Raw genomic sequence first — 24,273 nt, forward strand, 5'->3', positions numbered from 1 at the left:
GTCAAACCCGGGTGGTGAGCCGGGCGTAGGCGGCGGGCGGCATGCCGACGGCGGCCGTGAAGTCGCGGGTCAGGTGGGCCTGGTCGGTGTAGCCCAGCTCGGCGGCGAGGGTGGCGAGCGTGGCGAGGTCGAGGCCCTGCTGCACGCGTTCGGCGGCCTCGTGCAGCCGGAAGCGGCGGATCACCCATTTGGGGCCGATACCGACATAGTCCCGGAACAGCCGTTGCAGCGAGCGCACCGACCGGCCGGCTCGGGCGGCCAGCTCGTCGACCCTGGTCACGGTCACGTCGTGCTCGGCCAGCGCCACCAGCGCCGCGGCCTCCTCGGCCAGCGGGTCCGGCGCCGGCCCGAGCGCCAGCAGGAACGCCTCCACCAGCGCGATGGCGGCGTCCGGGCCGGGCTCGGCCAGCACGCCCTCGACCAGCGCAGGGCCGGCGGCCGGGAACATCTCGCCGATCTCCACGAACCGGCCGGTGAGCTCGGACACCGGGCCGCCGAGGAGCGTCCGGAAGCCGCCGGGGCGGAAGCGGGTGCCGAGCGCGCGGCCGGTGCCCCGCATCGTGTACGAGAACCCGCCGTCGATCACCCCCGCGATCCGGTGGAAGTCCTCGACGATCGTCATGTTCACGGTCGGGTGCGACAGGATGCGCTGCTCGTACGGCTCGGCGAGGCCGGTCCAGGTGACGACCCAGAAGTGGTCGACGTACGCCGCCAGCTCCGGCGACGGCGCCCGGCGCGCGAAGTCGAAGGCGGCCAGCCCCGCGTAGGGGTCGACCCAGCCGCGCTGTCGCGTTTCTACAAGCCGCGCCCGAGGCAGGCGGGACATCATGTCTGCCATGGAAGACATGATGCCGCTGATGACGCGTGCCACCCACCGGACCGCCGGCCTGGTGGCCGCGGTGCGGCCCGAGCAGTTCGGGTCCCCGACGCCGTGCGCGGAGTTCGACGTCAAGGCGCTGGTCGGCCACCTGGAGTGGGTGGCGGAGATGTTCGCGTCGCTGGCGCACGGCGGGGAGCGCACCGAGCAGGGCCCGTACGCGGGCGACTTCCCCGAGCGCGCCGAGCGCATGCTGGCCGCCTGGTCGCGGCCGCAGGCGTGGGAGGGCGCCTGCGCCGCGCTGGGCGGCCTGCCGATGACCATGGTGGCCCACATGTGGCTGGTCGACATGGTCGTGCACGGCTGGGACCTGGCCAGGGCCACCGGCCAGGCGTACGAGCCGGACGCCGAGGCCGTCGCCCGCGCGCTGGGGTTCACGGAGCAGTCGGTGGAGATGGGCCGGCAGAAGGGGGCGTTCGGGCCGCCGGTGGCGGTGCCGAACGACGCCCCGCCGTTCGACCGGCTGCTCGGGCTGATCGGCCGCGACCCGGCCTGGAAGCCCTGACCGGCGTACCCGATCAGGGAACACCGGGTCAGCGGGCGGCGGGAACGGGCCGCACGCCCTCCCCGACGGGCACGGCCCGCCGCCGGGCGGCGAAGAGCGCCGCGGCGATGTACAGAACCTGCTCCGGGACGCGCTCCCACAGCGGCGTGGCCTCCCCGCCCGCGAAGGGCACCTCGGAGACCGCCGCGTAGACGTTCGCCGGGAGCAGGCCGACGAACAGCAGGGCCAGGCAGATCCCGGCCGCCCGGCGGGTGGCGGGCAGCACCAGCCCGATGGCCGCGGCCAGCTCCAGCACGCCGGTCAGGTAGACCATGGCGGCGGGGAATGGCACGAAGGGCGGCACCATGCGCACCAGGTCGCCGTGGTTCGGCATGAAGGTCACCCCTTCGGGGACGAAGTGCGCGCTTCCCGTCATGACCAACATGACGGCCAGCCCGTGCGCCGCGGACGCCTGCCACGTGCCGAACCGCCGCACGCCGAGCGCGCCCAGCAGCCGGAAGCCCAGCGTGGCCGCCAAGAGAACGATCACCGTCACCGGAGCACCCCATTAGATAGTACCGTTATCCGAACTTGGATAACGATACTATCTAATATGAACGCAGGCAAGCGCGGACGCCAAGAAGCCGTGCGGGTCAGGACGACCCGCACGGCTTCGCGCGCGTTGGGAAGGGGACGGCTAGATGCCGATGGCGGCCTCGGGCTGCATGAGGCGGCGGGCCGCCTCGGTGATCGAGCCCGACAGCGACGGGTAGACCGCGAACGAGTGGGCGACCTGGTCGACCGTCAGCCGCTGCTGGACGGCCAGCGACACGGCGAGGATCAGCTCCGAGGCGCGCGGGGCAACGACCACGCCGCCGAGCACGATGCCGGTGTGGGGGCGGCAGAACAGCTTGACGAAGCCGTCGTTGAAGCCCTGCATCTTGGCCCGCGCGTTGGTGGCCAGCGGCAGCTTGACCACGTTCGCGTCGATCTCGCCCGCCTCGATCGAGCGCTGCGCCACGCCGACGGCCGCGATCTCGGGGTCGGTGAAGATGTTGGAGGCCACCGTGGCCAGCCGCAGCGGCTGGACGGCCTCGCCCAGCGCGTGCCACACGGCGATACGGCCCTGCATGGCGGCGACCGAGGCCAGCATGAGCACGCCGGTGCAGTCGCCGGCCGCGTAGACGCCGGGCGCGGAGGTGCGCGAGACCTTGTCGACCTTGACGAAGCCGTTGCGGTCGAGCTGCACGCCGGCCTCCTCCAGGCCGATGCCGCCGGTGTTGGGGACCATGCCGACCGTCATCAGCGCATGCGAGCCCTCGGCCGTGCGGCCGTCCTCCAGGGTCACCACCACGCCGTCGGCCGTGCGCTTGACGGAGGAGGCGCGCGAGCGGCCCATGACGTTCATGCCGCGCCGCCGGTAGACCTCTTCCAGGACCTCGGCGCCGTCGGCGTCCTCGTTGGGCATCATCCGGTCGCGGCTGGAGACCAGCGTGACCTCCGCGCCGAGCGAGCGGTAGGCGCCGGCGAACTCCGCGCCGGTCACGCCGGAGCCGACCACGATCAGGTGCTCGGGCAGCTCCTCCAGGTCGTAGAGCTGCCGCCAGGTGAGGATGCGCTCGCCGTCGGGCTCGGCCCCCGGCAGCACGCGCGGCGTCGCGCCGGTGGCCACGAGCACCACGTCGGCCCTGATCGTACGGTCGCCCGCGCGCACGACCTGCGGATCGACCAGCCGCCCCCGGGCCTTGATGATCTCGACGCCCTCGGCCTCGACCCGGGTCGCGATGTCGGCCGACTGGGCCTGGGCCAGCTCCTTGACCCGCTTGTTGACCAGCGGCAGGTCGACGCCCACCACGCCGGCGTCGCCGTCGGGGCCGCCCGAGAACGACACGCCGAGCGAGGGCGCGTCGAGAAGGGCCTGCTTGCGGACGGAGGTGGCGATCAGCGTCTTGGACGGCACGCAGTCGGTGAGCACGCAGGCCCCGCCCGGCCCGTCCTGCTCGACCATCGTGACCTGTGCGCCTAGTTGGGCGGCCACCAGCGCCGCTTCGTAGCCGCCCGGCCCGCCACCAATGATCACGATCCTCGTCACGTGTCCCATTCTCCCGCACGTGCCCCCGGAAGCCGCAACCGGCCCATGACGGGACCACGTTCCGGCGGACATGGGGGACACATGGGCCTTCCGTGCCCGGCTTGATGGACCGACACGCCGGGTCAGCGTGGCAGGATGGCGCGGTAGCTGGATGACGAGCGGCACCCGGCGAGAGGGGTGGATCGTGGCGTGGCTTTCGGATCAATCAGGGAAGCCGAATGATCTACGGCTTTACGGCTCCTACGGGATGAACATGGACCCCGAGCAGATGGCCATGCGCGCCCCGCACTCCCCGATCTGGGGTGTCGGCTGGCTGACGGGGTGGCGGCTGACCTTCGGGCGCACCGACAGCAAGTGGGAGAGCTCGCTCGCCACCATCGTGGAGGATCCCGACGAGCACGTCTTCGTCGTGCTCTACGACGTGCCCGAGTGGGAGGAGACCTCGCTCGACCAGTGGGAGGGCGCGGTCCGCGGGGCCTACCACAAGGTGCGGCTGCGGGTGCAGACCCTCGACGGCGAGGTCGTCGCCTGGTTCTACGTGCTCGACGGCTACGAGGGCGGCCTGCCCTCGGCCCGCTACCTGTGCAACCTGGCCGACGCGGCCGAGCGCGCGGGCGCCCCCGACGACTACGTCAAGGAGCTTCGGGAGCGCCCCTGCACCTCGGCGCCCTAGCGGAGCGGCTCGTCCTTGGTCTCGCGCAGCACGAAGACGTACACGAGCGTGGAGATCAGCGCCAGGGCGGACATGTACCACGGGAACATCCCCGGGTTGCCGGCCTTCTGCAGCGCGGTGCCGATCAGCGGCGCGGTGCCGCCGAAGATCGCCACGGTCAGCGAGTACGGGAACCCGGCCCCCGCCGCCCGCACCCGGGTCGGGAACAGCTCCGAGTTCACCGCGGCCGAGACCGAGGTGAAGCAGCCCAGGAACACCATGCCGATCATCTGCACGACGAGCAGGCTGGCGAAGGAGTCGGTGAGCAGGCCGAGCAGCGGCACCGGCAGGATCAGGAACCCGAGCCCGAACGCGATCAGCATCGGCTTGCGCCCGATCTTGTCCGACAGCAGGCCGAGCAGCGGCTGCAGCAGCATGAAGAACACCAGCGAGATCGTGCCGACCTGGAGCGACTCGGCCTTGTCGAACGAGACGGTGATCTGCGCGTAGGTGGGCAGGAAGCTGGTCCAGGTGTAGTAGGCGACGGTGCCCGCGATCGTGATGCCGACGATGGTGAGCGCCGACTTCGGGTGGTGCTTGAGGAACTCGAACATGCCCGGCCGCTTGACCTCGCCCCGCTGGATCTCCTCGGCGACCGCCGAGGTCTCGTCGGCGCCCTTGCGGATCCACAGGCCGACCAGGCTGAGCAGCGCGCCCACCAGGAACGGGATGCGCCAGCCGTAGGAGCTCATGTCCTCCTTGACCAGCGTCGAGGTGAGCACCGCGGCCAGGCCGGAGGCGATGAGCTGGCCGATGGTGGTGCTGACGTACTGGAAGGAGGAGAACAGGCCGCGGCGGCGCGGCGGGGCCGACTCGACGAGGAACGTGGTGGCGGCGGCGAACTCACCGCCCACCGACAGGCCCTGGATCAGCCGGGCCAGCGTCAGGATGACCGGCGACAGCAGGCCCACGGCCTCGTAGGTGGGGGTCAGGCCGAGCAGCAGCGAGCCGCCGCCCATCAGGATGATGGTGAAGGTCATCGCGGACTTGCGGCCGTACCGGTCGGCGAACGCGCCCACCAGCAGGCCGCCGAGGGGCCGCATGAAGAAGCCCACCGCGAACACCGCGAACGAGCTCAGCAACGGCACCAGGCTGTTGCCGGAGCTGTCGGGGAAGATCTGCGCCGAGAAGACCGTGGCCAGGAACGTGTAGGCGTACCAGTCGTACCACTCGACCACGTTGCCGATGCTGGCCGCCATGAGCTGACGGACCCTGCTCTTCGGTATGCCGAGCGGCGATTGCGCGACGGGGGAGGTCGACACGGCATGTGCTCCTTTTGCTGACACCTGGAGTGATGGCTTACTGTGCATTCGGAAGACCGAAACAGTCAAATGTCTGGGCAATTATTTACAAACCCGACACGGAAGCGGTTGCAGGTGGACGTTCTCGACCGGCGGCTCGTGGCCGCGCTGCAGGTGAGCCCGCGCGCCTCGTGGGGCGAGATCGGCAGGGTGATCGGCGAGCACGAACGCACGGTCGCCCGCCGCCTCCAGCGGCTCATCTCCGACGGCGTCGTCCGCGTCACGGCGATCTACGACGACCTGCGCACCGGCCACGGCCGCCCGGCGCACCTGCACGTCCAGGTGCGGCCCGGCACGGCGGCCCAGGTGGCCAGATCGCTCACCGACCGGCGCGACACGCGGTCGGTCTACGCGCTGACCGGGGCCGCCGACCTGGCCTGCGAGCTGGTGCCGCCGTCCCGGCAGGACCTGCACACCATCCTGGCCCACGACATCAGCGAGATTGACGGCGTGCTCCAGACGCAGACCCAGGTCGTGCTGCACACGTTCACCACCGTGGCCGAGTGGCACGCGCCCTTCCTCACCGAGCGGGAGGTGGCCGAGCTGCGCCCCGCGCCGCCGCCCCCCGACCTGCCCGACGAGGACGGCCTGTCGCCGCTGGAGCAGGAGATCGCCGAGCTGCTGGCGGCCGACGGCCGGGCCGCCTTCACCACGATCGCCGAACGGCTCGACCTGTCCGTGCCGACCGCGCGCCGGCGGGTCGGCTCGCTCATCGACCGGCGGTTACTGCTGCCGCGCGCCGAGGTCGAGCCCGCGCTGCTCGGGCTGGAGGTCGAGGCCATGCTCTGGCTGAAGGTGCGGCCGTACGGGCTGGGCGAGACCGGCCGGCGCCTGGCCGAGCACCCCAACGTGCGTTACTGCGCCGCCACCTCGGGCACCCACTCCCTCATCGTGCAGGTGGCGGTGGCCCACGAGGCGGACCTCTATCGTTTCATGACCGACGTGCTCGGCCGGCTCGACGAGATCACCGACAGCGACCTCACCCTCATCACCCGCGCCTTCAAGCGCGGCCACCTGCACAAGTCCGGACTGCTCACCCTGGAGAAGACGCCATGACACCTGCCGAGAACGAAGTCGCCGACCTGTGCGTGGAGCTGATCCGCGTCGACAGCAGCAACTACGGGGACGGCAGCGGCCCCGGCGAGCGGGCCGCGGCCGAGGTCGTCATGGCCAGGCTGGACGAGGTCGGCATCGAGGCGACGTACGTCGAGAGCGAGCCGGGCCGCGGCAACGTGGTCACCCGCGTCGAGGGCACAGACCCGTCGCTGCCCGCGCTGCTCGTCCACGGCCACCTCGACGTGGTGCCCGCCAACGCCGCCGACTGGTCGGTCGACCCCTTCGCCGGCGAGGTCAAGGACGGCTACATCTGGGGCCGCGGCGCCGTGGACATGAAGGACATGGACGCGATGATGCTGGCCGTGCTGCGCCAGATGAAGCGCGAGGGACGCCGTCCGCGCCGCGACATCGTCTTCGCCTGGGTCGCCGACGAGGAGGCCGGCGGCGTGTACGGCGCCAAGTACCTCACGGCCAACAACCGCGAGCTGTTCGAGGGCGTCACCGAGTCCATCAGCGAGGTCGGCGGCTACTCGCTGGAGGTCGACCCGTCGCTGCGGCTGTACCTGATCGAGACCGCCCAGAAGGGCCTGGCCTGGATGAAGCTGGTCGCCGACGGCACCGCAGGTCACGGCTCGATGCTCAACTCCGACAACGCGGTCACCGAGGTCGCCAAGGCCGTGGCCCGGCTCGGCGGGCACGAGTGGCCGCTCACCTACACGCCGACCGTGCGCCAGTTCCTCACCGAGGTCGCCGACGCCTTCGGCCTGCCGTTCGACGAGGACGACCCGGCCCCGCTGCTGGACAGGCTCGGCCCGCTGGTGCGGTTCGTCGGCGCGACGCTGCGCCACACCACCAACCCGACCCAGCTCGACGCCGGCTACAAGTCGAACGTCATCCCCGGCCAGGCCACCGCCGTCGTGGACGGGCGCTTCCTGCCCGGCTTCGAGGAGGAGTTCTTCAAGACCGTCGACTCGCTGATCGGGCCGAACGTGCGCCGCGAGTTCGTGCACCACGACATCGCGCTGGAGACGACGTTCGACGGCGCGCTGGTCGAGTCGATGATCGCGGCGCTGAAGGCCGAGGACCCGACCGCGCGGGCGGTGCCGTACTGCATGTCGGGCGGCACCGACAACAAGACCTTCTTCGCCGACCTCGGCGTGCGCGGGTTCGGGTTCGTGCCGCTGCGGCTGCCCGGCGACATGGACTTCGCCTCGATGTTCCACGGCGTGGACGAGCGGGTGCCGGTGGACGCGCTGCAGTTCGGGGTGCGGGTTCTGGACAGGCTGCTCCTAAACTACTGAGATGTGAGCAACGACGCATACACCCTGGCCGTAGAGGCCGCCGCCGCCCTGACCGGCGCGGCCGGCCTCGACACCTTCGACGTGGCCCTCGTCATGGGGTCGGGGTGGGTCCCCGCCGCCGACGCGATCGGGCAGACCGTGGCCGAGATCCCGTTCACCGATCTGCCCGGCTTCCGCGCCCCCGCCGTGGCCGGGCACGGCGGCAAGATCCGCGTCGTGCGCACACCGTCCGGGCGGCACGCGCTGGTCTTCCTCGGCCGCACGCACCTGTACGAGGGCCTCGGCGTCGACGCGGTCGTCCACGGCGTGCGCACGGCGGCCGCGGCGGGCGTGCGCACGGTCGTGCTAACCAACGCGGCGGGCGGCCTGCGGCCGGAGACCCAGAACGTCGGCGACCCGGTGCTGATCAGCGACCACATCAACCTGACCGGCGCCAACCCGATCACCGGCACCACCTTCATCGACCTCACCGAGGTCTACTCGCGCCGCCTGCGCGCCCTGGTCCGCGAGATCGACCCGACCCTGGCCGACGGCGTCTACGTGGCCTTCCGCGGCCCGACGTACGAGACGCCGGCGGAGATCCGGATGCTGCGCACGCTCGGCGGCGACCTGGTGGGCATGTCCACCGTGCTGGAGGCCATCGCCGCCCGCGAGGCGAACCTGGAGGTGCTCGGCGTCTCCCTGGTCACCAACCCGGGGGCGGGCCTGTCCGGCGAGCCGCTCAACCATGAGGAGGTCCTGGAGGTGGGCCGCGCCACGGCCGCCCGCATGGGCGTGCTGCTGTCCAAGGTGGTGGACCGCCTGTGACCGCCGGCGACGACCGGGTCCCGCCGGAGGCCGAGGGGGACGTGCCGCTCCCGCCCGTGGACGCCGACCTGCTGCGCCGCGCCCGCCAGTGGCTGGCCCAGGACCCCGACCCCGACACCCGGGCCGAGCTGTCCGACCTCCTGGAGGACGACGACCTGCCCGCCCTTCGCGAGCGCTTCCAGGCCAAGCTGGAGTTCGGCACCGCCGGCCTGCGCGGCGAGCTGGGCGCGGGCCCCAACCGGATGAACCGGGTCACCGTCATGCGCGCAGCCGCCGGTCTGGCCGGCGTGCTCGGCGCCGGCAAGCACGTCGTGATCGGCTACGACGCCCGGCACAAGTCCGACGTGTTCGCCAGGGACACCGCCGCCGTCCTGACCGGCGCGGGGCTGCACGTGTCGTTGCTGCCGCGCCCGCTGCCCACGCCGGTGCTGGCCTTCGCCGTACGCCATCTCGGAGCCGACGCGGGCGTGACGGTCACCGCCAGCCACAACCCGCCCAGGGACAACGGCTACAAGGTCTACTGGGGTGACGGCTCGCAGATCGTGCCGCCGGTCGACCGGGAGATCTCGGCCGCCATCGAGGCGGTGGGCCGGGTCGACCAGCTCCCCCTCGACGGTCCGGGCACCCTCACCGAGCTGGGCGAGGACATCGTCGACGACTACATCGACGCGGTGACCGCCCTGCCGCTGGGCGAGGCGCGCGAGCTGCGGGTGGCGTACACGCCGCTGCACGGGGTGGGCTCGGGGACGCTGACGGGGGCCTTCCTCGCGGCGGGCTTCGAGACGCCGATGGCCGTGGAGGAGCAGCGCAACCCCGACCCCGACTTCCCGACGGTGGCCTTCCCCAACCCGGAGGAGCCGGGGGCGATGGACCTGGCGGTCGCGCTGGCCGCCAAGCTCGGCTCCGACCTGGTGCTCGCCAACGACCCCGACGCCGACCGGTGCGCGGTCGGCGTGCCGCTGCCCGACGGCACGTGCCGCATGCTGACCGGCGACGAGGTCGGCGGCCTGCTGGCCGAGCACGTGATCACGCACACCACCGGCGACCGGCTGGTGGCCACCACGATCGTCTCCTCGACCCTGCTGAGCAAGATCGCGCAGGCCCACGGCGTGCGCTACGGCGAGACGCTGACCGGGTTCAAGTGGATCGTCAAGGCGGGCGAGGGCCTGGTCTTCGGCTACGAGGAGGCCATCGGCTACTGCGTCGGCTCCGACGCCGGTCTGCCGGTCCACGACAAGGACGGCATCGGCGCGGCCCTGACCGTGGCCGCCGTCGCCGCCGCCGCCAAGCGCGCCGGCCGCACGCTGCTGGACCTGCTCGACGACCAGGCCGTCCGGTACGGCCTGCACGCGACGTCCCAGCTCAGCTTCCGGGTCGCCGACCTGTCGCTGATCTCCGGCGCGATGGACCGCCTGCGCGCCGCCCCGCCCGCCTCGCTGGGCGACCACACGGTCGAGGCCGTGGACGACCTGAGCCGCGGCGACGGCGGCCTGCCCCCGACCGAGGGCCTGCGCTTCCACCTGTCGGACGGCGGCCGCGTCGTGGTCCGCCCGTCGGGCACCGAGCCCAAGCTGAAGTGCTATCTGGAGGTCGTGGTGCCGGTGACCGGCGAGGTGGCGCAGGTCCGCGCGTCCGCCGCCCGCGACCTCGACGCCCTCAAGGCCGACCTGACCGCCTGCCTGGGCCTGTAAGACCGGTGGGCCCGCGCCGCGGGCCCACCGCCCGGTCACATGTCGGCGCCCGCCGAGAACATGATCGGCCGGACCTCGATCGCCAGGCCCTCGATCTGGCTGTCGGGGATCATCCCGGCCAGCTCGATCGCGCGCTCGCGGCTCTCGCAGTCGACGATGTAGTAGCCGCCCATGTACTCCTTGGCCTCCAGGAAGGGGCCGTCGGTCACGGCCGGCAGGCCGTTGCGGGTGCGGACGACGGCGCTGGTGGACGGGTCGCCGAGCGCCTGCGTGCCGATCATCTCGCCCGACTCCTGGATCGTCTTCATGAACGCGCCGTGGCCGCTCATGATCAGCTCGCGCTGCTCCTCGGTCAGGGTGTCCATGACCTGCTGGTTCACCTGCATGATCAACAGAAACTTCATCGTCTCTCCTCGTGGTCGGGCGAGTCCCGTCGTGCTGGGGTCGGAGCCGGCGCGTCCTTCTCGACATGCCCCGCGAAACTTTTCCGGAAAGCACGTCGAGCGCGCGAGCCGGGCTCCGACCTCCTGGTGAAACCGACGACACCAGGAGGCTGCCGACATGCCGCATCTCACCGAGACCGCCGCCGAGCCCAGGGCCGGGCGGCGCGAATGGGCCGGGCTGGCGGTGCTCGCCCTGCCCACCCTGCTCGTCGCGGTCGACATCAACGCGCTGTTCCTGGCGCTGCCCCGGCTGAGCGTGGAGCTGGGGGCGAGCGCCGTCCAGCAGTTGTGGATCATCGACATCTACGGGTTCATGGTCGCCGGGCTGGTGATCACGATGGGCGGCCTCGGCGACCGCATCGGCCGCCGCCGGCTCCTGCTGATCGGCGCGGCGGCCTTCGGCGTCGCCTCCCTCGTGGCGGCGTACGCGGTCAGCCCCGCCATGCTGATCGCCGCCCGTACGGTGCTGGGCGTCGCCGGCGCCACGCTCATGCCCTCCACGCTCGCGCTCATCACCAACATGTTCCGCGACGCCCGGCAGCGCGGCACGGCCATCGCCGCCTGGGCCACCTGCCAGTTCGCCGGGGCCGCGCTCGGGCCGGTCGTCGGCGGGCTGCTGCTGGAGCACTTCTGGTGGGGGTCGGTGTTCCTGATGGTCGTCCCCGTGATCGCGGTGCTGCTCGTGGGCGGCGTGCTGCTGCTGCCGGAGTTCCGCGACCCGGACGGCGGCCGCATGGACCTGGCCAGCGTCGCGCTGTCGATGCTGGCGATCCTGCCGGTGGTCTGGGGCGTCAAGGAGCTGGCCGCCTCGTCGGCGTCGGCCGGGCCCGGCGCGCCGCTGGCGGCCGTCGTGGTCGGTCTCGCGTTCGGGGCGGCGTTCGTACGGCGGCAGCTCACGCTCGACGCTCCCCTGCTCAACCTGCGCCTGTTCGCCCAGCGTCCGCTCACCCTGATCCTGACCGCGCTCGTGCTGGCGGGCATCGCCATGGCGGGCACCGGGCTCCTGGTCACCCAGTACCTGCAGTCGGTGCTGGGATACACCCCGGCGCAGTCGGCGCTGTGGTTCGCGCCGATGGGGCTCGGCGTCGCGCTGGGGACCACGCTGACCCCGGCCCTCACCCGCCGCGTCGCTCCGCGCGCCGCCGTCATGGGCGGCCTGGCGCTGTCGGCCGCCGGGGCGGCGCTGCTCACGCAGGCCGAGGCCCGGCTGCCGGTGGTGATCACCGCGATCACCGTGCTGGCGCTGGGCACCGGCCCGCTGTTCGCCCTGGGCACGGGGATCGTGGTCGGCTCGGTGCCGCCGGAGAAGGCCGGGTCGGCGGCCTCGCTGGCCGAGTCGGGCAACTTCCTCGGCGGGACGCTCGGCCTGGCCCTGCTCGGCACGGTCGCCGCGGCCGTCTACCACCACGCCCTGCCCGCGCACGTGCCGGACGCGGCCAGGGAGACCCTGGCGGGCGCGGCGGCGGTGGCCGGGACGCTCGCCCCGGCCCAGGCCGCCGAACTGCTGGCGGCCAGTCACGCCGCGTTCTTCAGCGGGATCGTGGCGATCGGCCTGGCGGGCGCGGCCCTGTTCGTGCTGGCCGCGCTGCTGACCTCGCTGCTGCCCCGCGCGAACGCGGCGTGACGGCCGGCTCAGGCCAGGCGGAACTGCAGGTCGATGTCCCAGTTGTTCAGGTCGGGCTCGATCCGCGGGTCCGTCTGGTAGAGCTCCAGGCGGCAGCCCCAGTGCTCGGTGCCGTCCTTCTCGGTCATGTCCCAGGTCAGGCCCTGCTCGGCGGCCCACGTCAGCACCGACTCGATGACGCCGGAGAGCTGGTCGGGGTGGCCGTGGTGGGACTCGGTGACGAAGCGGCCCGCGGGCAGCGTGCCCGCGTGGAACTCGCCCCCGCCCTCCGCCGGGTCGGTGACGGGCGCCGTGACGGGCACGCCCGCCTCCACCACCAGCCGGTCCGCCGGCAGGTCGATGCTGTGGTACCGGAAGAACGGGGCTCCGGCCATCGTGTGCCCGCGCTCGGCGAGCCAGCCGATCATCTCGGCGATCCGGTCTCCGACGAGGCCGAAGCTGGTCATCGTGATGGTCTTGGTGATCCCGAGGTAAGGACGCTCGGGAAGTTCGACGATCTGTGGCATGTGTCTGTCCTCCTTCACCTGTCAGTACGGAGCGGCTGCCCGAAACTCATCGGCAGGCCGGAGAACGGCACGAGCCGGGGATCGAGAAAGGTGGTCATGCCGGTGACGACCCCGCCGCCGATCTCCAGGACTACCAGGGCGAACGCCTGCCCGTCCCGGTACTGGGCGAAGGCGGGCGCGCCGTTCGCCCAGGCCGGCAGCAGGCGGGTGCCCTCGCAGGGCGCTCCGGCGGCCAGCAGGACCGTCCTGGCCGCCTCCCGGCCGCGCAGCCACCACGCGAACGGCGGCATCGACATCGTCGCGTCCTCGTGCAGCAAGGAGACCAGGGCGTCCACGTCGTACCGCTCGAAGGCGGAGACGTAGCGGTCGAGCAGCCTGCCGTCGACCTCGGCGTCCTCCGGGGCGACCGCGGGGAGCCGGGCGCGGGCCCGCTGCAACGCGCTGTTCACGGACGCGACGCTCACCCCCAGCAGCCCCGCCGCCTCGGCGGCCTGCCACTTCAGCACGTCGCGCAGGATGAGCACGGCCCGCTGCCGCGGCGGCAGCCGTTGCAGCGCGGCCACGAACGCCAGCCGCACGCTCTCCCTGGCCACCGCCAGCTCCGCCGGGTCGGCCGGCAGCACGCGCCCGTCGGGCACCGGCCACACCCAGGCGTCGCCGGGCAGCGGATCGCCGAGCGGGTCGCCGGGACGCGCCGCCGGCCCGAGGTCCATCGCCCGCGCCCGCCGCTGCGGCCCGCGCAGCATGTCCAGGCAGACGGACGTGGCGAGCCGGAACAACCACGGGCGCAACGGCCCCCGCCCGGGCTCGTACGTGCGCCACGCCCTGACGAACGTCTCCTGCACCGCGTCCTCGGCCTCGAAGCCCGAGCCGAGCATCCGGTAGCAGTAGCCGGTCAGCTCGACCCGATGGTGTTCCAGCTCGGTCGCCTCCACTAGACCGGGGCCACCTCGATCTGCAGCTCGTGCACCCATTCCGCGCGGTCCTCCGGGCAGTGCAGCGACACCTCTCTCGCCAGGGCGAGCGAGCGGTAGCCGTTCTCCTCGATCCAGTGGGCCAGGGCCTGGAAGGTCGGCCCGACGGCCTCCATCGGGCCGTGGTGGATGATCGTGGCCGCCGTGCCGATCGCGGGCAGGTCCCTGATCTCGAAGTCGTGGCGGGGGTCGGGGTCCACGTTGACCGGCACGCAGGCGTGGACCATGACCGAGCCGTCGTCCTCCTGGCGGTAGTAGGCCAGGCCGGGGCCGACCACCCGGACGTCGGCCCGCTCCACGCGGGCGCAGATCTCCTCGAACAGCGGCCCGATCACCGGGCCGACGTCCTCGCCCTCGTAGCTGGCCGCCCTGGCGCCGAGCTGCGCGACCCGGACCGGGCCGACCTTCTTCAGCACGACTTCCGCGGTTCTCATGTGCCCCTCCGTCTCGATGCTGCGGAGTCTCGCCTCGACGCCGCGCAGCCTGGCCAGGTCGTCGCTGATCCGGGCCTCCAGCTGGGCGCGGCGCAGCCGTACCATGCCGTGCAGCTCCTCGGTGCTGACCTTCTCGTCCAGGATCGTGCGGACCTGTTCCAGCGTGAAGCCGAGGTCCTTGATGGCGACGATCCGGTTGAGCCTGGCCAGTTGGGCGGCCTGGTAGGACCGGTAACCGGTGACCGGGTCCACGTGCGCGGGGCGCAGCAGGCCGATGGCGTCGTAGTGGCGGAGCATGCGTACGGACACGAGCCCCAGCCGAGCGAAATCTCCGATGCTGAACATGTCGGGTCCAGAAGTAGGGGCTCACACGGTGTCAGAGTCAACCTATGGCGATTTCTAGGGACATGGGGTATTTTCCGACGTACAAGCAACCGAACGTTCGTTAGGTCACCATGGACGTGGACGCACTGCTCCGGATCAGGACGGCCGCGGTGCGGCTCTTCGCCCAGCAGGGTTACGCCGCCACCGGCATCAGAGACCTGGCCAGGGCGGTGAACCTGACCAACGCCGGCGTCTACCACCACGTCCACAGCAAGGAAGCCCTGCTGGCCGACCTCATGCGGACCGGCCTGCAAGGGCTGATCGACTCCACCACCCGCGTCCTGGACGGGGCCACGCGTCCCGCCGACCGCCTCGCCCTGCTGATCACCTCGCTCACCGCCCTGCACGCGCTCACCCCCCTGACCAGCCGCGTCATGGACGGCGAGCTCCGCTCCCTGACCCCGGGCTCGCCCGCGCACACCGAGGTCATCGCCCTGCGCGACGCCTACGAGAGCCACTGGAAGAGCGCCCTGGCCGACGGCGTCGCCGAAGGCGTCTTCCACGTCGCCGACCAGAGACTGACCCGCCTCGCCCTCATGTCCATGTGCACCGGCACCAGCGAGTGGTACCGCCCCGACGGGGACTCGACGCTGGAGCAGGTGTGCGCGGAGTTCGTCACGATCGGCCTGGCCGCCGTACGCGCCGCCGGCCCGGTCGTGGCGCCCCTCGATCGACGCCTGCTGCCCGTCTTCCCGTGGGAGCCGCCGGATGCACACCACGATCCCCGACCTGCTGAGGCACGCCGCTAGCACGTACGGCGAGCGCGAGTTCCTCCGTTTCCCCGCTTCCTCACCCGCCCTCCCGGCGGCCTCGCTGAGCTTCGCCGAGGCCGACGCCGTCTCCGACCGCCTGGCCCGCGCGCTGGCCGGCCAGGGGGTACGCCCCGGCGACCGGGTGGCCGTCATGCTGGACAACGAGCCGTGGTGGCCGTTGAGCTGGTTCGCCGTGCTGAAGGCGGGGGCGGTCACCGTCCCCGTGAACGTGCGGTACCAGGCCGCCGACCTGGAGCACGTCCTGCGCGACTCCGGCGCGGTCGCCACCCTGACCGGCGCGGAACACGCCGCGCGCGTGCCGGGCGTGGTACACCTCGTGGACGAGCTGACGGACGGCCCACCTCTCGACATATCCCTCAGCGCGGACAATGTCGCCAATTTTCAGTACACGTCGGGGACGACGGGCTTCCCCAAAGCCTGCCTGCTCACCCACGACTACTGGCTCAGGACCGCCCGCGTCGTCGCCGACCTCGTACGCCTGCGCGACGACGACGTCCTGCTGATCGCCCAGGCGTACTCGTACATGGACCCGCAGTGGACCACCCTGGTCTGCCTGCTCGGCGGCATCCCGCAGGTGGTGCTCCCCCGCTTCTCCGCCTCGGGCTTCTGGCCCGCCGTCCGGGAGCACGGCGCGACCCTCACGTACGTGCTGGGCACCATGCCCCTGCTCATGCACAAGCAGCCGCCGAGCCCCCTCGACCGCGACAACCGGATGCGGCTCGTGCTCTGCTCGGGCATCGCCCCCGGCCTGCACCGCGCGTTCGAGGAGCGCTGGGGCGCGCCCTGGCGCGAGCTGTACGGCTCCACCGAGAGCGGCTGCGACCTGATGGCCGCCCCGGACACCCACGACACCGTCGGCACCGGCGCGCTCGGCACGCCGCCGCCCGGCAAGGAGGTCCGGCTCGACGAGGAGACGGGCGAGATCCTGGTCCGCGGCACGCCCATGATGACCGGCTACTGGAACCACCCCGAGGCCACCGCGCACGCCTTCCGCGGCGGCTGGTACCACACCGGCGACCTCGGCGTCCGCGACGCGCGAGGCCGCATCCGGCACGCAGGGCGGCTGAAGGACATGGTCCGCAGGGGCGGTGAGAACATCTCGTGCGCCGAGGTCGAGAGCGTGCTCGCCGGGCATCCCGCGGTCCTGTCCGCGGCCCTGGTGCCCATCCCCGACGACCTCTTCGGCGAGCTGCCCAAGGCGTTCCTCCAGCTCCGCCCCGGGCACGCCGCCGACGCCCGCACGGCCGCCGCCGTCATCGCCCACGCCAGGGAACGCCTGGCCCGCTTCAAGGTGCCGGCGTACGTGGAGTTCGTGGAGTCGTTCACGCTCACCCCGTCGGCCCGCATCGAGAAGCGCCACCTGCTCCGCCCCGGCCGCGACCAGCGCGCCGCCCCCGCCATCCCCACGGAGGACCCGGCATGATCGACGTGACTGTACGCGACGAGGTGGCCCTGATCACCCTCGCCCGCCCCGAGAAGCTGAACGCCCTGACCGCCGGCATGCGCAAGGAGCTGGCCGCGGCCGTCCGCGCGCACGGCCGCACCGCCAGGGGCATCGTGGTGACCGGCGCCGGCCGGGCGTTCTCGGCGGGCGAGGACATCGCCGAGGCGGCGGGCAAGCCGCTGGAGGCGGAGGTCGAGTCGTTCCACGACATGACCAGGGCCGTGCTGGAGACCCGGGTGCCGGTGGTCGCCGCGGTCAACGGCCTGGCCGTCGGCGGCGCCGCCGAGTGGACGCTCTGCTTCGACGCCCGCGTCGGCGCCCCGGCCGCCGAGTACTTCTTCCCCGAGAACCACCTCGGCCTGTCGATCTCGAACGCCGCCAGCCATCTGCTGCTCCGGCTGGCCGGCGGCCGGGCGCTGCGGCTGGTGCTGGACTCGGCCCGGCTGAGCGCCGCCGACGCGCTGGCGGCCGGGCTGCTGGACGAGCTCGTGCCCGCCGGGGAACTGGTGGAGACGGCGATCGCGCGGGTGCGCCACTGGACCCGTCCGGGCGCCGCCACCGCCGTGCACCTGGGGCTGCTGCGCCCGTCGCCGGCCGAGGTCGAACGCGCCTTCGAGGCCGAGACCGTGGCCGCCCGTCAGGTGGAGCAGTCCGGCTTGGCCCAGGCAGGCATGACCCGCTTCCTGACCCGCCGAACCCCCTGACCTGCCGCCCCCGCTGACCCGCCGAACCCCTGACCAGCCGCACCCGCTGAGTCCCCGAGCCCCAGATCCGCCGCCCCCCGCCCCGCCGGGCCCACTGCGTCCGGCCGGGGGGCGGTCAGGCGATGACGATGGCGGCCACGATCAGGGCGACCGCGACCACGAGGACGGCGATCGAGTCGTAGGACCAGGTGACCTTGACCGGGCCCGCCGGTTCCGAGCGGCGGTGGGCTGCCTCGGCGCGGTCGCGGATCTGGTCGCCCACGAAGTCGGCGTGGGTCTTGCCGGTGAACGCCTCGGCGGCGGCCTGCTCGGCCTTGCTGACCGTGGCCTCGACCCGGAACCGGCCGCCCCGCTGGGGCTTGGGCACGCCGCGCCGCTGCGCCCTGGACCGCTCTCTGGCGCTGCTCATGGGCGTCCACAACCGCAGCACCTGCTCGTCGGCGCCCTCGCCGCCGTAACGGACGGCGATGGAGTGGGTGACCGTCACCTCGCCCACGGACGCCCACGGCAGGAACGTCGTGCGCAGCGGGTTGCGGGCCAGCAGCCCCTCCTCGCCGACCACGGTGGCGGGCCGGACGGCGATCGCGTAGACGAGCGCCGTCATCGCCCCGAGCACGGCCAGCGCCACCATGGACGGCTTGCCGTTGTAGTGGGCCGTCAGGTCCCAGACGTTGAACGCCACGAAGACCAGCCAGGCGCAGCCCAGCACGAACCCGGTCTTGGACCGGTAGGTGTGCTTCACGGCTGCCACTTGATCTGCGCGAACCCCGGCTTGATCACGCCGTTGATCAGCGCCAGCCGCTCGTCGAACGGGAGGAAGGCCGACTTCATCGCGTTGACCGTGAACCACTGGAGGTCGTCCCAGCCGTAGCCGAACGCCTCGGCCAGCTTGGCGAACTCCAGGGACACGCTCGTCGAGCTCATCAGCCGGTTGTCGGTGTTGACGGTGACCCGGAAGTGCAGCCTGCGCAGCAGCCCGATGGGGTGCTCGGCGATCGAGTCGGCGGCCCCGGTCTGGAGGTTGGACGTGGGGCACATCTCCAGCGGGATGCGCTTGTCGCGCACGTACGCCGCCAGCCGCCCCAGCTTGGCCGACCCGTCGCCGGCCACGGTGATGTCGTCGATGATCCGGACGCCGTGGCCCAGCCGGTCGGCGCCGCACCACTGGATGGCCTGCCAGATCGACGGCAGCCCGAACGCCTCGCCGGCGTGGATCGTGAAGTGCGCGTTCTCCCGCTGGAGGTATTCGAAGGCGTCGAGGTGCCGGGTGGGCGGGTAGCCCGCCTCGGCCCCGGCGATGTCGAACCCCACGACGCCGACGTCGCGGTAGCGCACGGCCAGCTCGGCGATCTCCATCGAGCGGGCCATGTGGCGCATCGCGGTCAGCAGCGTGCCGACCCGGATGCCGCGCCCCTGCGAGCCCAGCGTGAATCCTTCGAGCACCGCCTCCACCACCTGGTCGAGGCTCAGCCCCATGGTGGTGTGCTGCTCGGGCGCGAAGCGCACCTCGGCGTAGACCACGCCGTCGTCGGCGAGGTCGCGGGCGCACTCGGCGGCCACCCGGACCAGGGATTCGCGGGTCTGCATGACCGCGACCGTGTGGTCGAAGGTCTCCAGGTAGCGCTCCAGCGACCCGGAGTCGGCGGCCTCCTCGAACCACAGGCGCAGATTGTCGGGGTCGGTGGAGGGCAGCCGCCCGTAGTCGATCTCCCGTGCCAGCTCGACGATCGTCTCGGCGCGCAGCCCGCCGTCGAGGTGATCGTGCAGCAACACCTTGGGAGCCTGCCGGATCTTGTCAAGCGTGGGGCTCATCTGGCCATGATATGAGCACACTCCTCCGCCGCCGCACACGTCGCGCCCGCCTGTGGACAACCCTTCCGGCGCACCCGCGAGCGGCGCCCCGTCAGTCGCGGCCGGCGCTCTCCGGCGTGAAGGCGGGCAGGCACACGGCGACGTACTCGGCGCCGTCGGGGCCCACGCTGTAGCGCACCTTCTCCCCCGGCGAGGTGACCACCGACTGGCCCGCGCCGACCTCGACCGTGCCGCCGTCGTGCTCGACCAGCAGGCTGCCGCGCAGGACCACGGTGTACTCGGTGAACGACGGGGTCTGGGCGGGCTCGGCCCAGCCGGGCGGGGCGGTCATGTGGGCGATCGAGACCTGCTCGTCGCCGCTGTTGACGCGCCCCACGTGCTCGTCGATGATCTTGCCGCCGGGGACGGGGATGCGGGTCGGGCCCTCGATCTTTCTCACCACGGGCTTCAGTGTGCCACGTCGAGCACCAGCCGGCTCGGCGCGGACTGCTCCTTCACCCGGAAGCCGGCCCGGCGGGCGAGCGCCAGGCCGACGCCCACGCGCCCCTCGAAGTCGCCGGTCCTGACGACGTGGGAGACGTTCCTGAGGCCGGCCCGGTAGACGGGCCCGCCCTTCCAGGTGGGGTAGCCGTCGTCGTCGTGCGCGTTGGCGGGGAAGAGGGTGAGCTGCAGGTACGCGCCGCCGTGGACGCCCATGGGCTCGCCGGAGCCGTCCTGGAGGAACTCGTCCACCCATTTCACCTTGTATCCGGGGATGTCGCCCTTGAGGTCGATCACCACCCGGTCGTAGCCGTCGTGGGTCGCGTACCGGACGCCGGTCACCACGGCCGGGTCGAGGCCGTCGCGCTCGACGTCCACCTCGGCGGTGCTGGTGGGGACGTCCGAGGGGGCGCTGCGGGGCGTGGAAGTGCCGGGACCGGTGTCCGCCGGGGTGTCCAGCCGGGCGGACTGCGAGGAGGTGCCGCACGCGGTCAGCACGGCGAGGCAGGCGAGCGGGACGGCGAGGCGAAGACGCGACGACCGGTCGCCGGCCGGGGATGACGGGCGCATGCCCGGTAGATGCCCAGCCCACGGGCCTGCAAGCGGCCTGGCGGCGGATCGGCCCGGGTTTCCCGGGCACTTCCGCGCAGCCGGGACTGCCTCTACGCTGATCAACCTCCAAGGAGTCATACAAGTGAGCAAATCCCACGACTTATCGCCTTTTCTGGCGTCTTTTGGGCCCTCTTTCGCTCGGACGGCCTACCTGCTGACGGGCGACGCGGACCAGGCCCGCGAGCTGGCCACCGCGGCCCTCGTCGCGTCCTGCCGCCGGTGGTCCGCGATCCGCTACCACCGCCCGTCCGACGCGGTGCTGCGCGAGCTGTACGGACGGTTCCTGGGCGCGACGGGCGCGCCCTGGCCGATCCCGGAGGGCCATGTGCTCGCCGGGCTCGCCCCGCGGACCCGCGCGGCCGTCGTCGTCACCTTCCACGACGGACTGAGCCTGCCGCACGCGGCCCAGGTCACGGGCCTGTGGGTCGGCGCGCTGGACGACGAGCTGCGACGGGCCCGCACCCAGCTCCGAGCCACCCACCCGACCCTGTTCGACAACCCCCTGGACCTGCCGGAGGACCCCGCGACACCGTCCGAGGACGGCGACCGGCCGGGAAACGGCGCGACGTCCGCCTCCCCCTGGACGCTCGGCCCCGCTCCCGGGCCCGCCGCCCCGGCGGCGGGCGCCCAGGACGCCGCCCCCGGGGATCCGGCCCTGCGGGCCGCCCTGCTCGGCCTGGCCGCCGGGATGCCGCCCGCCGACCTCGCCGAGACCGTCCTGCGCCGGGTCACGGCGCGGCGCAGGATCCGGGCGTCGGCGTGGACGGTCGCCTCCCTCGGCCTGGTCGCCGCCGTGGTCGCCACGATCGCCGCGGGACTGTCCGCGCTGGCCGACTGCATGGACGAGGCGACGGCCCGCTCCCCCTTCGACCCCGGGACGCGGGCCCCCGGCCAGGAGATCCGCGCCCCGCTGCCCGCCGCGCTCCCCGACCCGGTCCGCTTCGCCTTCCCGGGCTACTGCCGCGACGCCGACGCCGACGTACGCGACCCGCAGCCGTGCGGCCAGTGGGTGCTCACGACCCGCTCGGGCGCGGAATGGCGGCTGCCGAAGGCGCGGGCCGGCTACGACCCGGCCACCGGCGCGTCCATGCCGCTGGCACTCAGCCAGGACGGCCACCGGCTCGCCTACCAGAACCCGCAGGGCCGTTACCTGGTCCACGACCTGCCCACGGGCGTGGTCAAGCGCATCGACGCCACGGCCGGGGACGGCGAGGCGCACATCAGCTCCTCCCCGGACGGCCGCTACTTCGCGCTGTCCTTCGGCGACGCCGACGACAGCGCGGTGCTCGACTTCCGCACGGGCACGACCCGCACGGTACGCGGCGCGGACGTCGAGATCCTGGCCGTCCACGACGACGGCACGCGGGTGGTCGCCGAGCGCCGGGACACCACCTCCGTCCCGGGCCACGCCTCCGTCAGCACGCTCAGGCTGGACGGCGCGGGCGCCCGCGCGAAGGGCTTCCGGATCGACCCCGCCCTCATCGAGCACGGCGCCGCGCTCGCCCCCGACGGCCGCTCCCTGGCCCTGGTGACGGCCGACGACCGGCTGGTCACCATGGACGCCCGCACCGGCCGCGTCAGCGGCCCCCGCCCCCGCCTGGACGTCGACGGCCTCGAAGTGATCAGGGTGGAGCGCTGGCTGAGCCGCGACAAGGTCCTCGTGCGCCTGTGGGACGAGGAGGACGTCTACCTGGTCCAGGTGGACGTGCGCACCGGCGAGAGCGCCGACCTCGGCGACTCGGCGACGGAGTGGATCGACTACTCCGACCCGATCGGCGCCCTGGAGAACTGAGGAAGAGGGCCCCGCCCCCGGCGGAACCCTCTTCCCGGCGGAACGAGGATCAGACGGCCTCGAAGACCTTCACGTCCTCCGCCTCGACCGCGGCGGCCTTGCGCGAGCGCAGCCCGGTGGCCGAGATCACCAGCCCGACCAGGGCCAGCACCAGCGCGACCACGATCGCCGAGCGCAGCGCGCCGATCGACAGCGTCTCGCCGCCCGAGGTCAGCACGGCGGTCACCACGGCCAGCACGATCGCGCCGCCGACCTGGCCGGAGGTGTTGAGCAGGCCGGAGGCCAGGCCCTGCTCGTCGTCGTCCACGCCGTTGGTGGCCTGGATGTTCAGCGAGGGGAAGGACAGGGCGAACGCGATGCCCAGCAGGACCATGCCGGGGAGCACCAGGCCGCCCAGGCTCGGCGTCTCGTCGATGCCGAGGAAGATCGCGTAACCGCCGGCCAGGGCCGCGGCGCCGATGACGATCAGCTTGCCGGTGCCGAACCTGTCGGCGAAGTCGCCCATCTTGGTCGAGCTGACCGCGACGAGCAGGCCCGCGGGCAGGAACGCCAGGGCCGTGCCGAGCGCCGACCAGTGCAGCAGGTTCTGGAAGTACTGCATGGCCACGAACTGGAAGGCCACGTACGAACCCATGAGGATGAGCAGCCCCAGGTTGGCCCGGACGATGTGGCCGGAGCGCAGGATGCCGAGCCGCACCAGCGGGTGCTTCATCCGCAGCTCGGTGAGGACGAACAGGCCGAGCAGCACCGCGACGGCCACCAGCGAGCCGATCGTCTGGAAGGAGGCCCAACCGGCCTCGGGAGCCTGCACGACGGTGAAGACCAGCAGCAGCATCGAGGCGGTGATCAGCACGGCGCCGACGAGGTCGTGGCCGCCCTCGGCCCGCTCCTCCCGGCCCTTCGGCAGCACCTTCAACGCGGCGATCAGCGCGATGATCGCGACCGGCACCGGCATGAGGAGCGTCCACCGCCAGCCGATCTCGGTCAGCAGGCCGGAGAGCACGAGGCCGAGCGAGTAGCCGCTCGCGCCGCAGGCGGTGAAGATGCTCAACGCCTTGTTGCGCTCCGGGCCCTCGGGAAACGTGGTGGTGATGATCGACAAGGCGGCGGGCGCGGTGAACGCGGCGGCCACACCCTTGACGAACCGGGCGGCGATCAGCAGGCCCCCGTCGTCCACGACACCACCCAGCAACGACGCGACGGCGAAGACGCCCAGAGCGACCAGGAACACCCTGCGCCGCCCGAGCAGGTCGGCGGTCCTGCCCCCGAGCAACAGAAGACCGCCATAGCCGAGCACGTAGCCGCTGACCACCCACTGCAGGGAAGACGTGCTGAGGCCCAGATCGTGCTGGATGGCCGGCAGGGCGACACCGACCATGGAGACGTCAAGGGCGTCAAGGAAGATCACTGCACAGAGCACGGCGAGCGCGCCCCAACGGGATGAGGAAGAGGACATGAGTCAGAACAATACATGCGTCAGCATCTAATGCAAGTGCATTTAATGCCGTTGCATGAATCTTCGCGAGATGGTAACCTCCGCGACATGGACGAGGAGTTCGTGGTCGAGACCTGGCATTACGTCCTGGCCAAACACGCGAAGGCCATGTGCGCGCTGGAGCGGGAGCTGGGCGAGCGGCACGGCCTCGGGCCCAGCGAGTTCGAGGTGCTCGACCGGATCGTCCACCACGACAGGAAGCTGCGCATCCAGGAGCTCTGCGAAGAGGTCCACCTGAGCCAGAGCGCCCTGTCCAGGGTCGTGGCCAGGCTGGAGAAGAGCGGGTTCGTCACCCGCGGCACGTGCGACTCCGACCGCCGGGGCGTGTTCGTCTGCATCACCGACGAGGGGCGCGCCCGCTACACCGAGGCGCTGCCCACGCAGCGCGCCGTCCTCGCGGGCGTCTTCACCGACGTGCCCGAGGTCCCCGCCGTCACCACCTAGCCGGTACGAGGCCGGGAAAGGCGGCGGCGGC

The 24,273-nt window shown here is 72.4% G+C and carries 25 protein-coding genes; 12 read left to right on the top strand and 13 right to left on the bottom strand.

Annotated features, from left to right (window positions below; all coding sequences use genetic code 11):
* Position 1 precedes the first annotated feature (1 nt).
* The gene (locus ACIBQ8_RS20665; RefSeq protein ID WP_397192724.1) at positions 2 to 838 is read right to left on the bottom strand and encodes a DUF6597 domain-containing transcriptional factor; all 837 of its coding nucleotides are present in this window, start codon (positions 836 to 838) and stop codon (positions 2 to 4) included.
* Between ACIBQ8_RS20665 and ACIBQ8_RS20670 the strand changes: the two genes are divergently transcribed.
* Complete coding sequence (locus tag ACIBQ8_RS20670) at positions 837 to 1,382, top strand: TIGR03086 family metal-binding protein (RefSeq protein ID WP_397192725.1); 546 nt, start codon at positions 837 to 839, stop codon at positions 1,380 to 1,382. The genes ACIBQ8_RS20665 and ACIBQ8_RS20670 overlap by 2 nt on opposite strands.
* Before the next feature lie 28 nt (positions 1,383 to 1,410).
* Here the strand turns inward: ACIBQ8_RS20670 and ACIBQ8_RS20675 are convergent, their stop codons facing one another.
* Both ACIBQ8_RS20675 and ACIBQ8_RS20680 read right to left on the bottom strand, forming a co-directional pair.
* On the bottom strand, positions 1,411 to 1,917 hold the full coding sequence (locus ACIBQ8_RS20675; RefSeq protein WP_397192726.1) for a hypothetical protein: 507 nt from the start codon (positions 1,915 to 1,917) through the stop codon (positions 1,411 to 1,413).
* Between the two features lie 141 nt (positions 1,918 to 2,058).
* Positions 2,059 to 3,453, bottom strand: coding sequence for an NAD(P)H-quinone dehydrogenase (locus ACIBQ8_RS20680; RefSeq protein ID WP_352325471.1), 1,395 nt, complete (start codon positions 3,451 to 3,453; stop codon positions 2,059 to 2,061).
* Positions 3,454 to 3,706: 253 nt separating this feature from the next.
* Between ACIBQ8_RS20680 and ACIBQ8_RS20685 the strand changes: the two genes are divergently transcribed.
* Positions 3,707 to 4,126 carry a gamma-glutamylcyclotransferase gene (locus ACIBQ8_RS20685; protein WP_352325470.1) on the top strand — a complete coding sequence of 140 codons (420 nt, stop codon included), beginning with the start codon at positions 3,707 to 3,709 and terminating at the stop codon, positions 4,124 to 4,126.
* On the opposite strand, the gene ACIBQ8_RS20690 is transcribed toward ACIBQ8_RS20685, so the two are convergent.
* Positions 4,123 to 5,427, bottom strand: a complete 1,305-nt coding sequence (locus tag ACIBQ8_RS20690; RefSeq protein WP_397170455.1) for an MFS transporter — start codon at positions 5,425 to 5,427, stop codon at positions 4,123 to 4,125. The genes ACIBQ8_RS20685 and ACIBQ8_RS20690 overlap by 4 nt on opposite strands.
* Before the next feature lie 114 nt (positions 5,428 to 5,541).
* On the opposite strand from ACIBQ8_RS20690, the gene ACIBQ8_RS20695 reads away from it, so the two are divergent.
* From ACIBQ8_RS20695 to ACIBQ8_RS20710, 4 genes are read left to right on the top strand one after another with little or no spacing between them, the layout of a single operon-like run.
* Positions 5,542 to 6,522 (top strand): Lrp/AsnC family transcriptional regulator, encoded by a 981-nt coding sequence (locus ACIBQ8_RS20695; RefSeq protein WP_397170457.1) that lies wholly within the window; start codon positions 5,542 to 5,544, stop codon positions 6,520 to 6,522.
* Positions 6,519 to 7,823, top strand: a complete 1,305-nt coding sequence (locus ACIBQ8_RS20700; RefSeq protein WP_397170458.1) for a M20/M25/M40 family metallo-hydrolase — start codon at positions 6,519 to 6,521, stop codon at positions 7,821 to 7,823. The genes ACIBQ8_RS20695 and ACIBQ8_RS20700 overlap by 4 nt, the downstream gene beginning before the upstream one ends.
* A 3-nt stretch (positions 7,824 to 7,826) precedes the next feature.
* Complete coding sequence (locus ACIBQ8_RS20705; protein ID WP_397170460.1) at positions 7,827 to 8,630, top strand: purine-nucleoside phosphorylase; 804 nt, start codon at positions 7,827 to 7,829, stop codon at positions 8,628 to 8,630.
* A 56-nt stretch (positions 8,631 to 8,686) separates the two neighbouring features.
* Complete coding sequence (locus ACIBQ8_RS20710; RefSeq protein ID WP_397192761.1) at positions 8,687 to 10,321, top strand: phospho-sugar mutase; 1,635 nt, start codon at positions 8,687 to 8,689, stop codon at positions 10,319 to 10,321.
* A 35-nt stretch (positions 10,322 to 10,356) separates the two neighbouring features.
* Here ACIBQ8_RS20710 and ACIBQ8_RS20715 read toward each other — a convergent pair whose 3' ends face one another.
* A complete protein-coding gene (locus tag ACIBQ8_RS20715; RefSeq protein WP_397170461.1) occupies positions 10,357 to 10,725 on the bottom strand; it encodes a YciI family protein in 369 nt (122 codons plus the stop codon).
* 157 nt (positions 10,726 to 10,882) lie between these two features.
* Here ACIBQ8_RS20715 and ACIBQ8_RS20720 point away from each other — a divergent pair, with 157 nt between their 5' ends.
* Positions 10,883 to 12,388, top strand: coding sequence for an MFS transporter (locus ACIBQ8_RS20720; protein WP_397192727.1), 1,506 nt, complete (start codon positions 10,883 to 10,885; stop codon positions 12,386 to 12,388).
* An 8-nt stretch (positions 12,389 to 12,396) separates the two neighbouring features.
* On the opposite strand, the gene ACIBQ8_RS20725 is transcribed toward ACIBQ8_RS20720, so the two are convergent.
* Genes ACIBQ8_RS20725 through ACIBQ8_RS20735 form a run of 3 tightly spaced genes read right to left on the bottom strand, consistent with a single transcriptional unit; the run spans position 12,397 to position 14,647 of the window.
* Complete coding sequence (locus tag ACIBQ8_RS20725) at positions 12,397 to 12,894, bottom strand: GyrI-like domain-containing protein (RefSeq protein WP_397192728.1); 498 nt, start codon at positions 12,892 to 12,894, stop codon at positions 12,397 to 12,399.
* 14 nt (positions 12,895 to 12,908) lie between these two features.
* Complete coding sequence (locus tag ACIBQ8_RS20730; protein ID WP_397192729.1) at positions 12,909 to 13,868, bottom strand: sigma-70 family RNA polymerase sigma factor; 960 nt, start codon at positions 13,866 to 13,868, stop codon at positions 12,909 to 12,911.
* Positions 13,829 to 14,647: a MerR family transcriptional regulator gene (locus tag ACIBQ8_RS20735; protein ID WP_397170467.1), complete on the bottom strand. Its 819-nt coding sequence runs from the start codon at positions 14,645 to 14,647 to the stop codon at positions 13,829 to 13,831. Before ACIBQ8_RS20735 ends, ACIBQ8_RS20730 begins: the two co-directional genes overlap by 40 nt.
* A gap of 110 nt (positions 14,648 to 14,757) precedes the next feature.
* Here ACIBQ8_RS20735 and ACIBQ8_RS20740 point away from each other — a divergent pair, with 110 nt between their 5' ends.
* The 3 genes from ACIBQ8_RS20740 to ACIBQ8_RS20750 are packed head-to-tail and all read left to right on the top strand — an operon-like array spanning position 14,758 to position 17,607.
* Positions 14,758 to 15,435: a TetR/AcrR family transcriptional regulator gene (locus ACIBQ8_RS20740; RefSeq protein WP_397192730.1), complete on the top strand. Its 678-nt coding sequence runs from the start codon at positions 14,758 to 14,760 to the stop codon at positions 15,433 to 15,435.
* Complete coding sequence (locus tag ACIBQ8_RS20745; RefSeq protein WP_397192731.1) at positions 15,395 to 16,882, top strand: AMP-binding protein; 1,488 nt, start codon at positions 15,395 to 15,397, stop codon at positions 16,880 to 16,882. Before ACIBQ8_RS20740 ends, ACIBQ8_RS20745 begins: the two co-directional genes overlap by 41 nt.
* A complete protein-coding gene (locus ACIBQ8_RS20750; protein WP_397170471.1) occupies positions 16,879 to 17,607 on the top strand; it encodes an enoyl-CoA hydratase/isomerase family protein in 729 nt (242 codons plus the stop codon). The genes ACIBQ8_RS20745 and ACIBQ8_RS20750 overlap by 4 nt, the downstream gene beginning before the upstream one ends.
* Positions 17,608 to 17,722: 115 nt before the next feature.
* Here the strand turns inward: ACIBQ8_RS20750 and ACIBQ8_RS20755 are convergent, their stop codons facing one another.
* The 4 genes from ACIBQ8_RS20755 to ACIBQ8_RS20770 form a co-directional block, all read right to left on the bottom strand.
* Positions 17,723 to 18,349, bottom strand: coding sequence for a PH domain-containing protein (locus ACIBQ8_RS20755; protein WP_397170473.1), 627 nt, complete (start codon positions 18,347 to 18,349; stop codon positions 17,723 to 17,725).
* Entirely contained in the window at positions 18,346 to 19,419 is a 1,074-nt protein-coding gene (locus ACIBQ8_RS20760) for an adenosine deaminase (protein ID WP_397170474.1), read from the bottom strand. The genes ACIBQ8_RS20755 and ACIBQ8_RS20760 overlap by 4 nt, the downstream gene beginning before the upstream one ends.
* Positions 19,420 to 19,510: 91 nt before the next feature.
* Positions 19,511 to 19,861, bottom strand: coding sequence for a cupin domain-containing protein (locus tag ACIBQ8_RS20765; protein ID WP_352324870.1), 351 nt, complete (start codon positions 19,859 to 19,861; stop codon positions 19,511 to 19,513).
* 5 nt (positions 19,862 to 19,866) lie between these two features.
* Positions 19,867 to 20,469, bottom strand: coding sequence for a hypothetical protein (locus ACIBQ8_RS20770; RefSeq protein WP_397170476.1), 603 nt, complete (start codon positions 20,467 to 20,469; stop codon positions 19,867 to 19,869).
* A gap of 124 nt (positions 20,470 to 20,593) precedes the next feature.
* On the opposite strand from ACIBQ8_RS20770, the gene ACIBQ8_RS20775 reads away from it, so the two are divergent.
* A complete protein-coding gene (locus tag ACIBQ8_RS20775; protein ID WP_397192732.1) occupies positions 20,594 to 22,303 on the top strand; it encodes a hypothetical protein in 1,710 nt (569 codons plus the stop codon).
* A 49-nt stretch (positions 22,304 to 22,352) separates the two neighbouring features.
* On the opposite strand, the gene ACIBQ8_RS20780 is transcribed toward ACIBQ8_RS20775, so the two are convergent.
* On the bottom strand, positions 22,353 to 23,711 hold the full coding sequence (locus ACIBQ8_RS20780; RefSeq protein ID WP_397170479.1) for an MFS transporter: 1,359 nt from the start codon (positions 23,709 to 23,711) through the stop codon (positions 22,353 to 22,355).
* 135 nt (positions 23,712 to 23,846) lie between these two features.
* On the opposite strand from ACIBQ8_RS20780, the gene ACIBQ8_RS20785 reads away from it, so the two are divergent.
* The gene (locus ACIBQ8_RS20785; RefSeq protein ID WP_358282389.1) at positions 23,847 to 24,242 is read left to right on the top strand and encodes a MarR family transcriptional regulator; all 396 of its coding nucleotides are present in this window, start codon (positions 23,847 to 23,849) and stop codon (positions 24,240 to 24,242) included.
* Positions 24,243 to 24,273: the final 31 nt, after the last annotated feature.

It is taken from the genome of Nonomuraea sp. NPDC049646, assembly GCF_044465525.1.
Lineage (GTDB): Bacteria > Actinomycetota > Actinomycetes > Streptosporangiales > Streptosporangiaceae > Nonomuraea.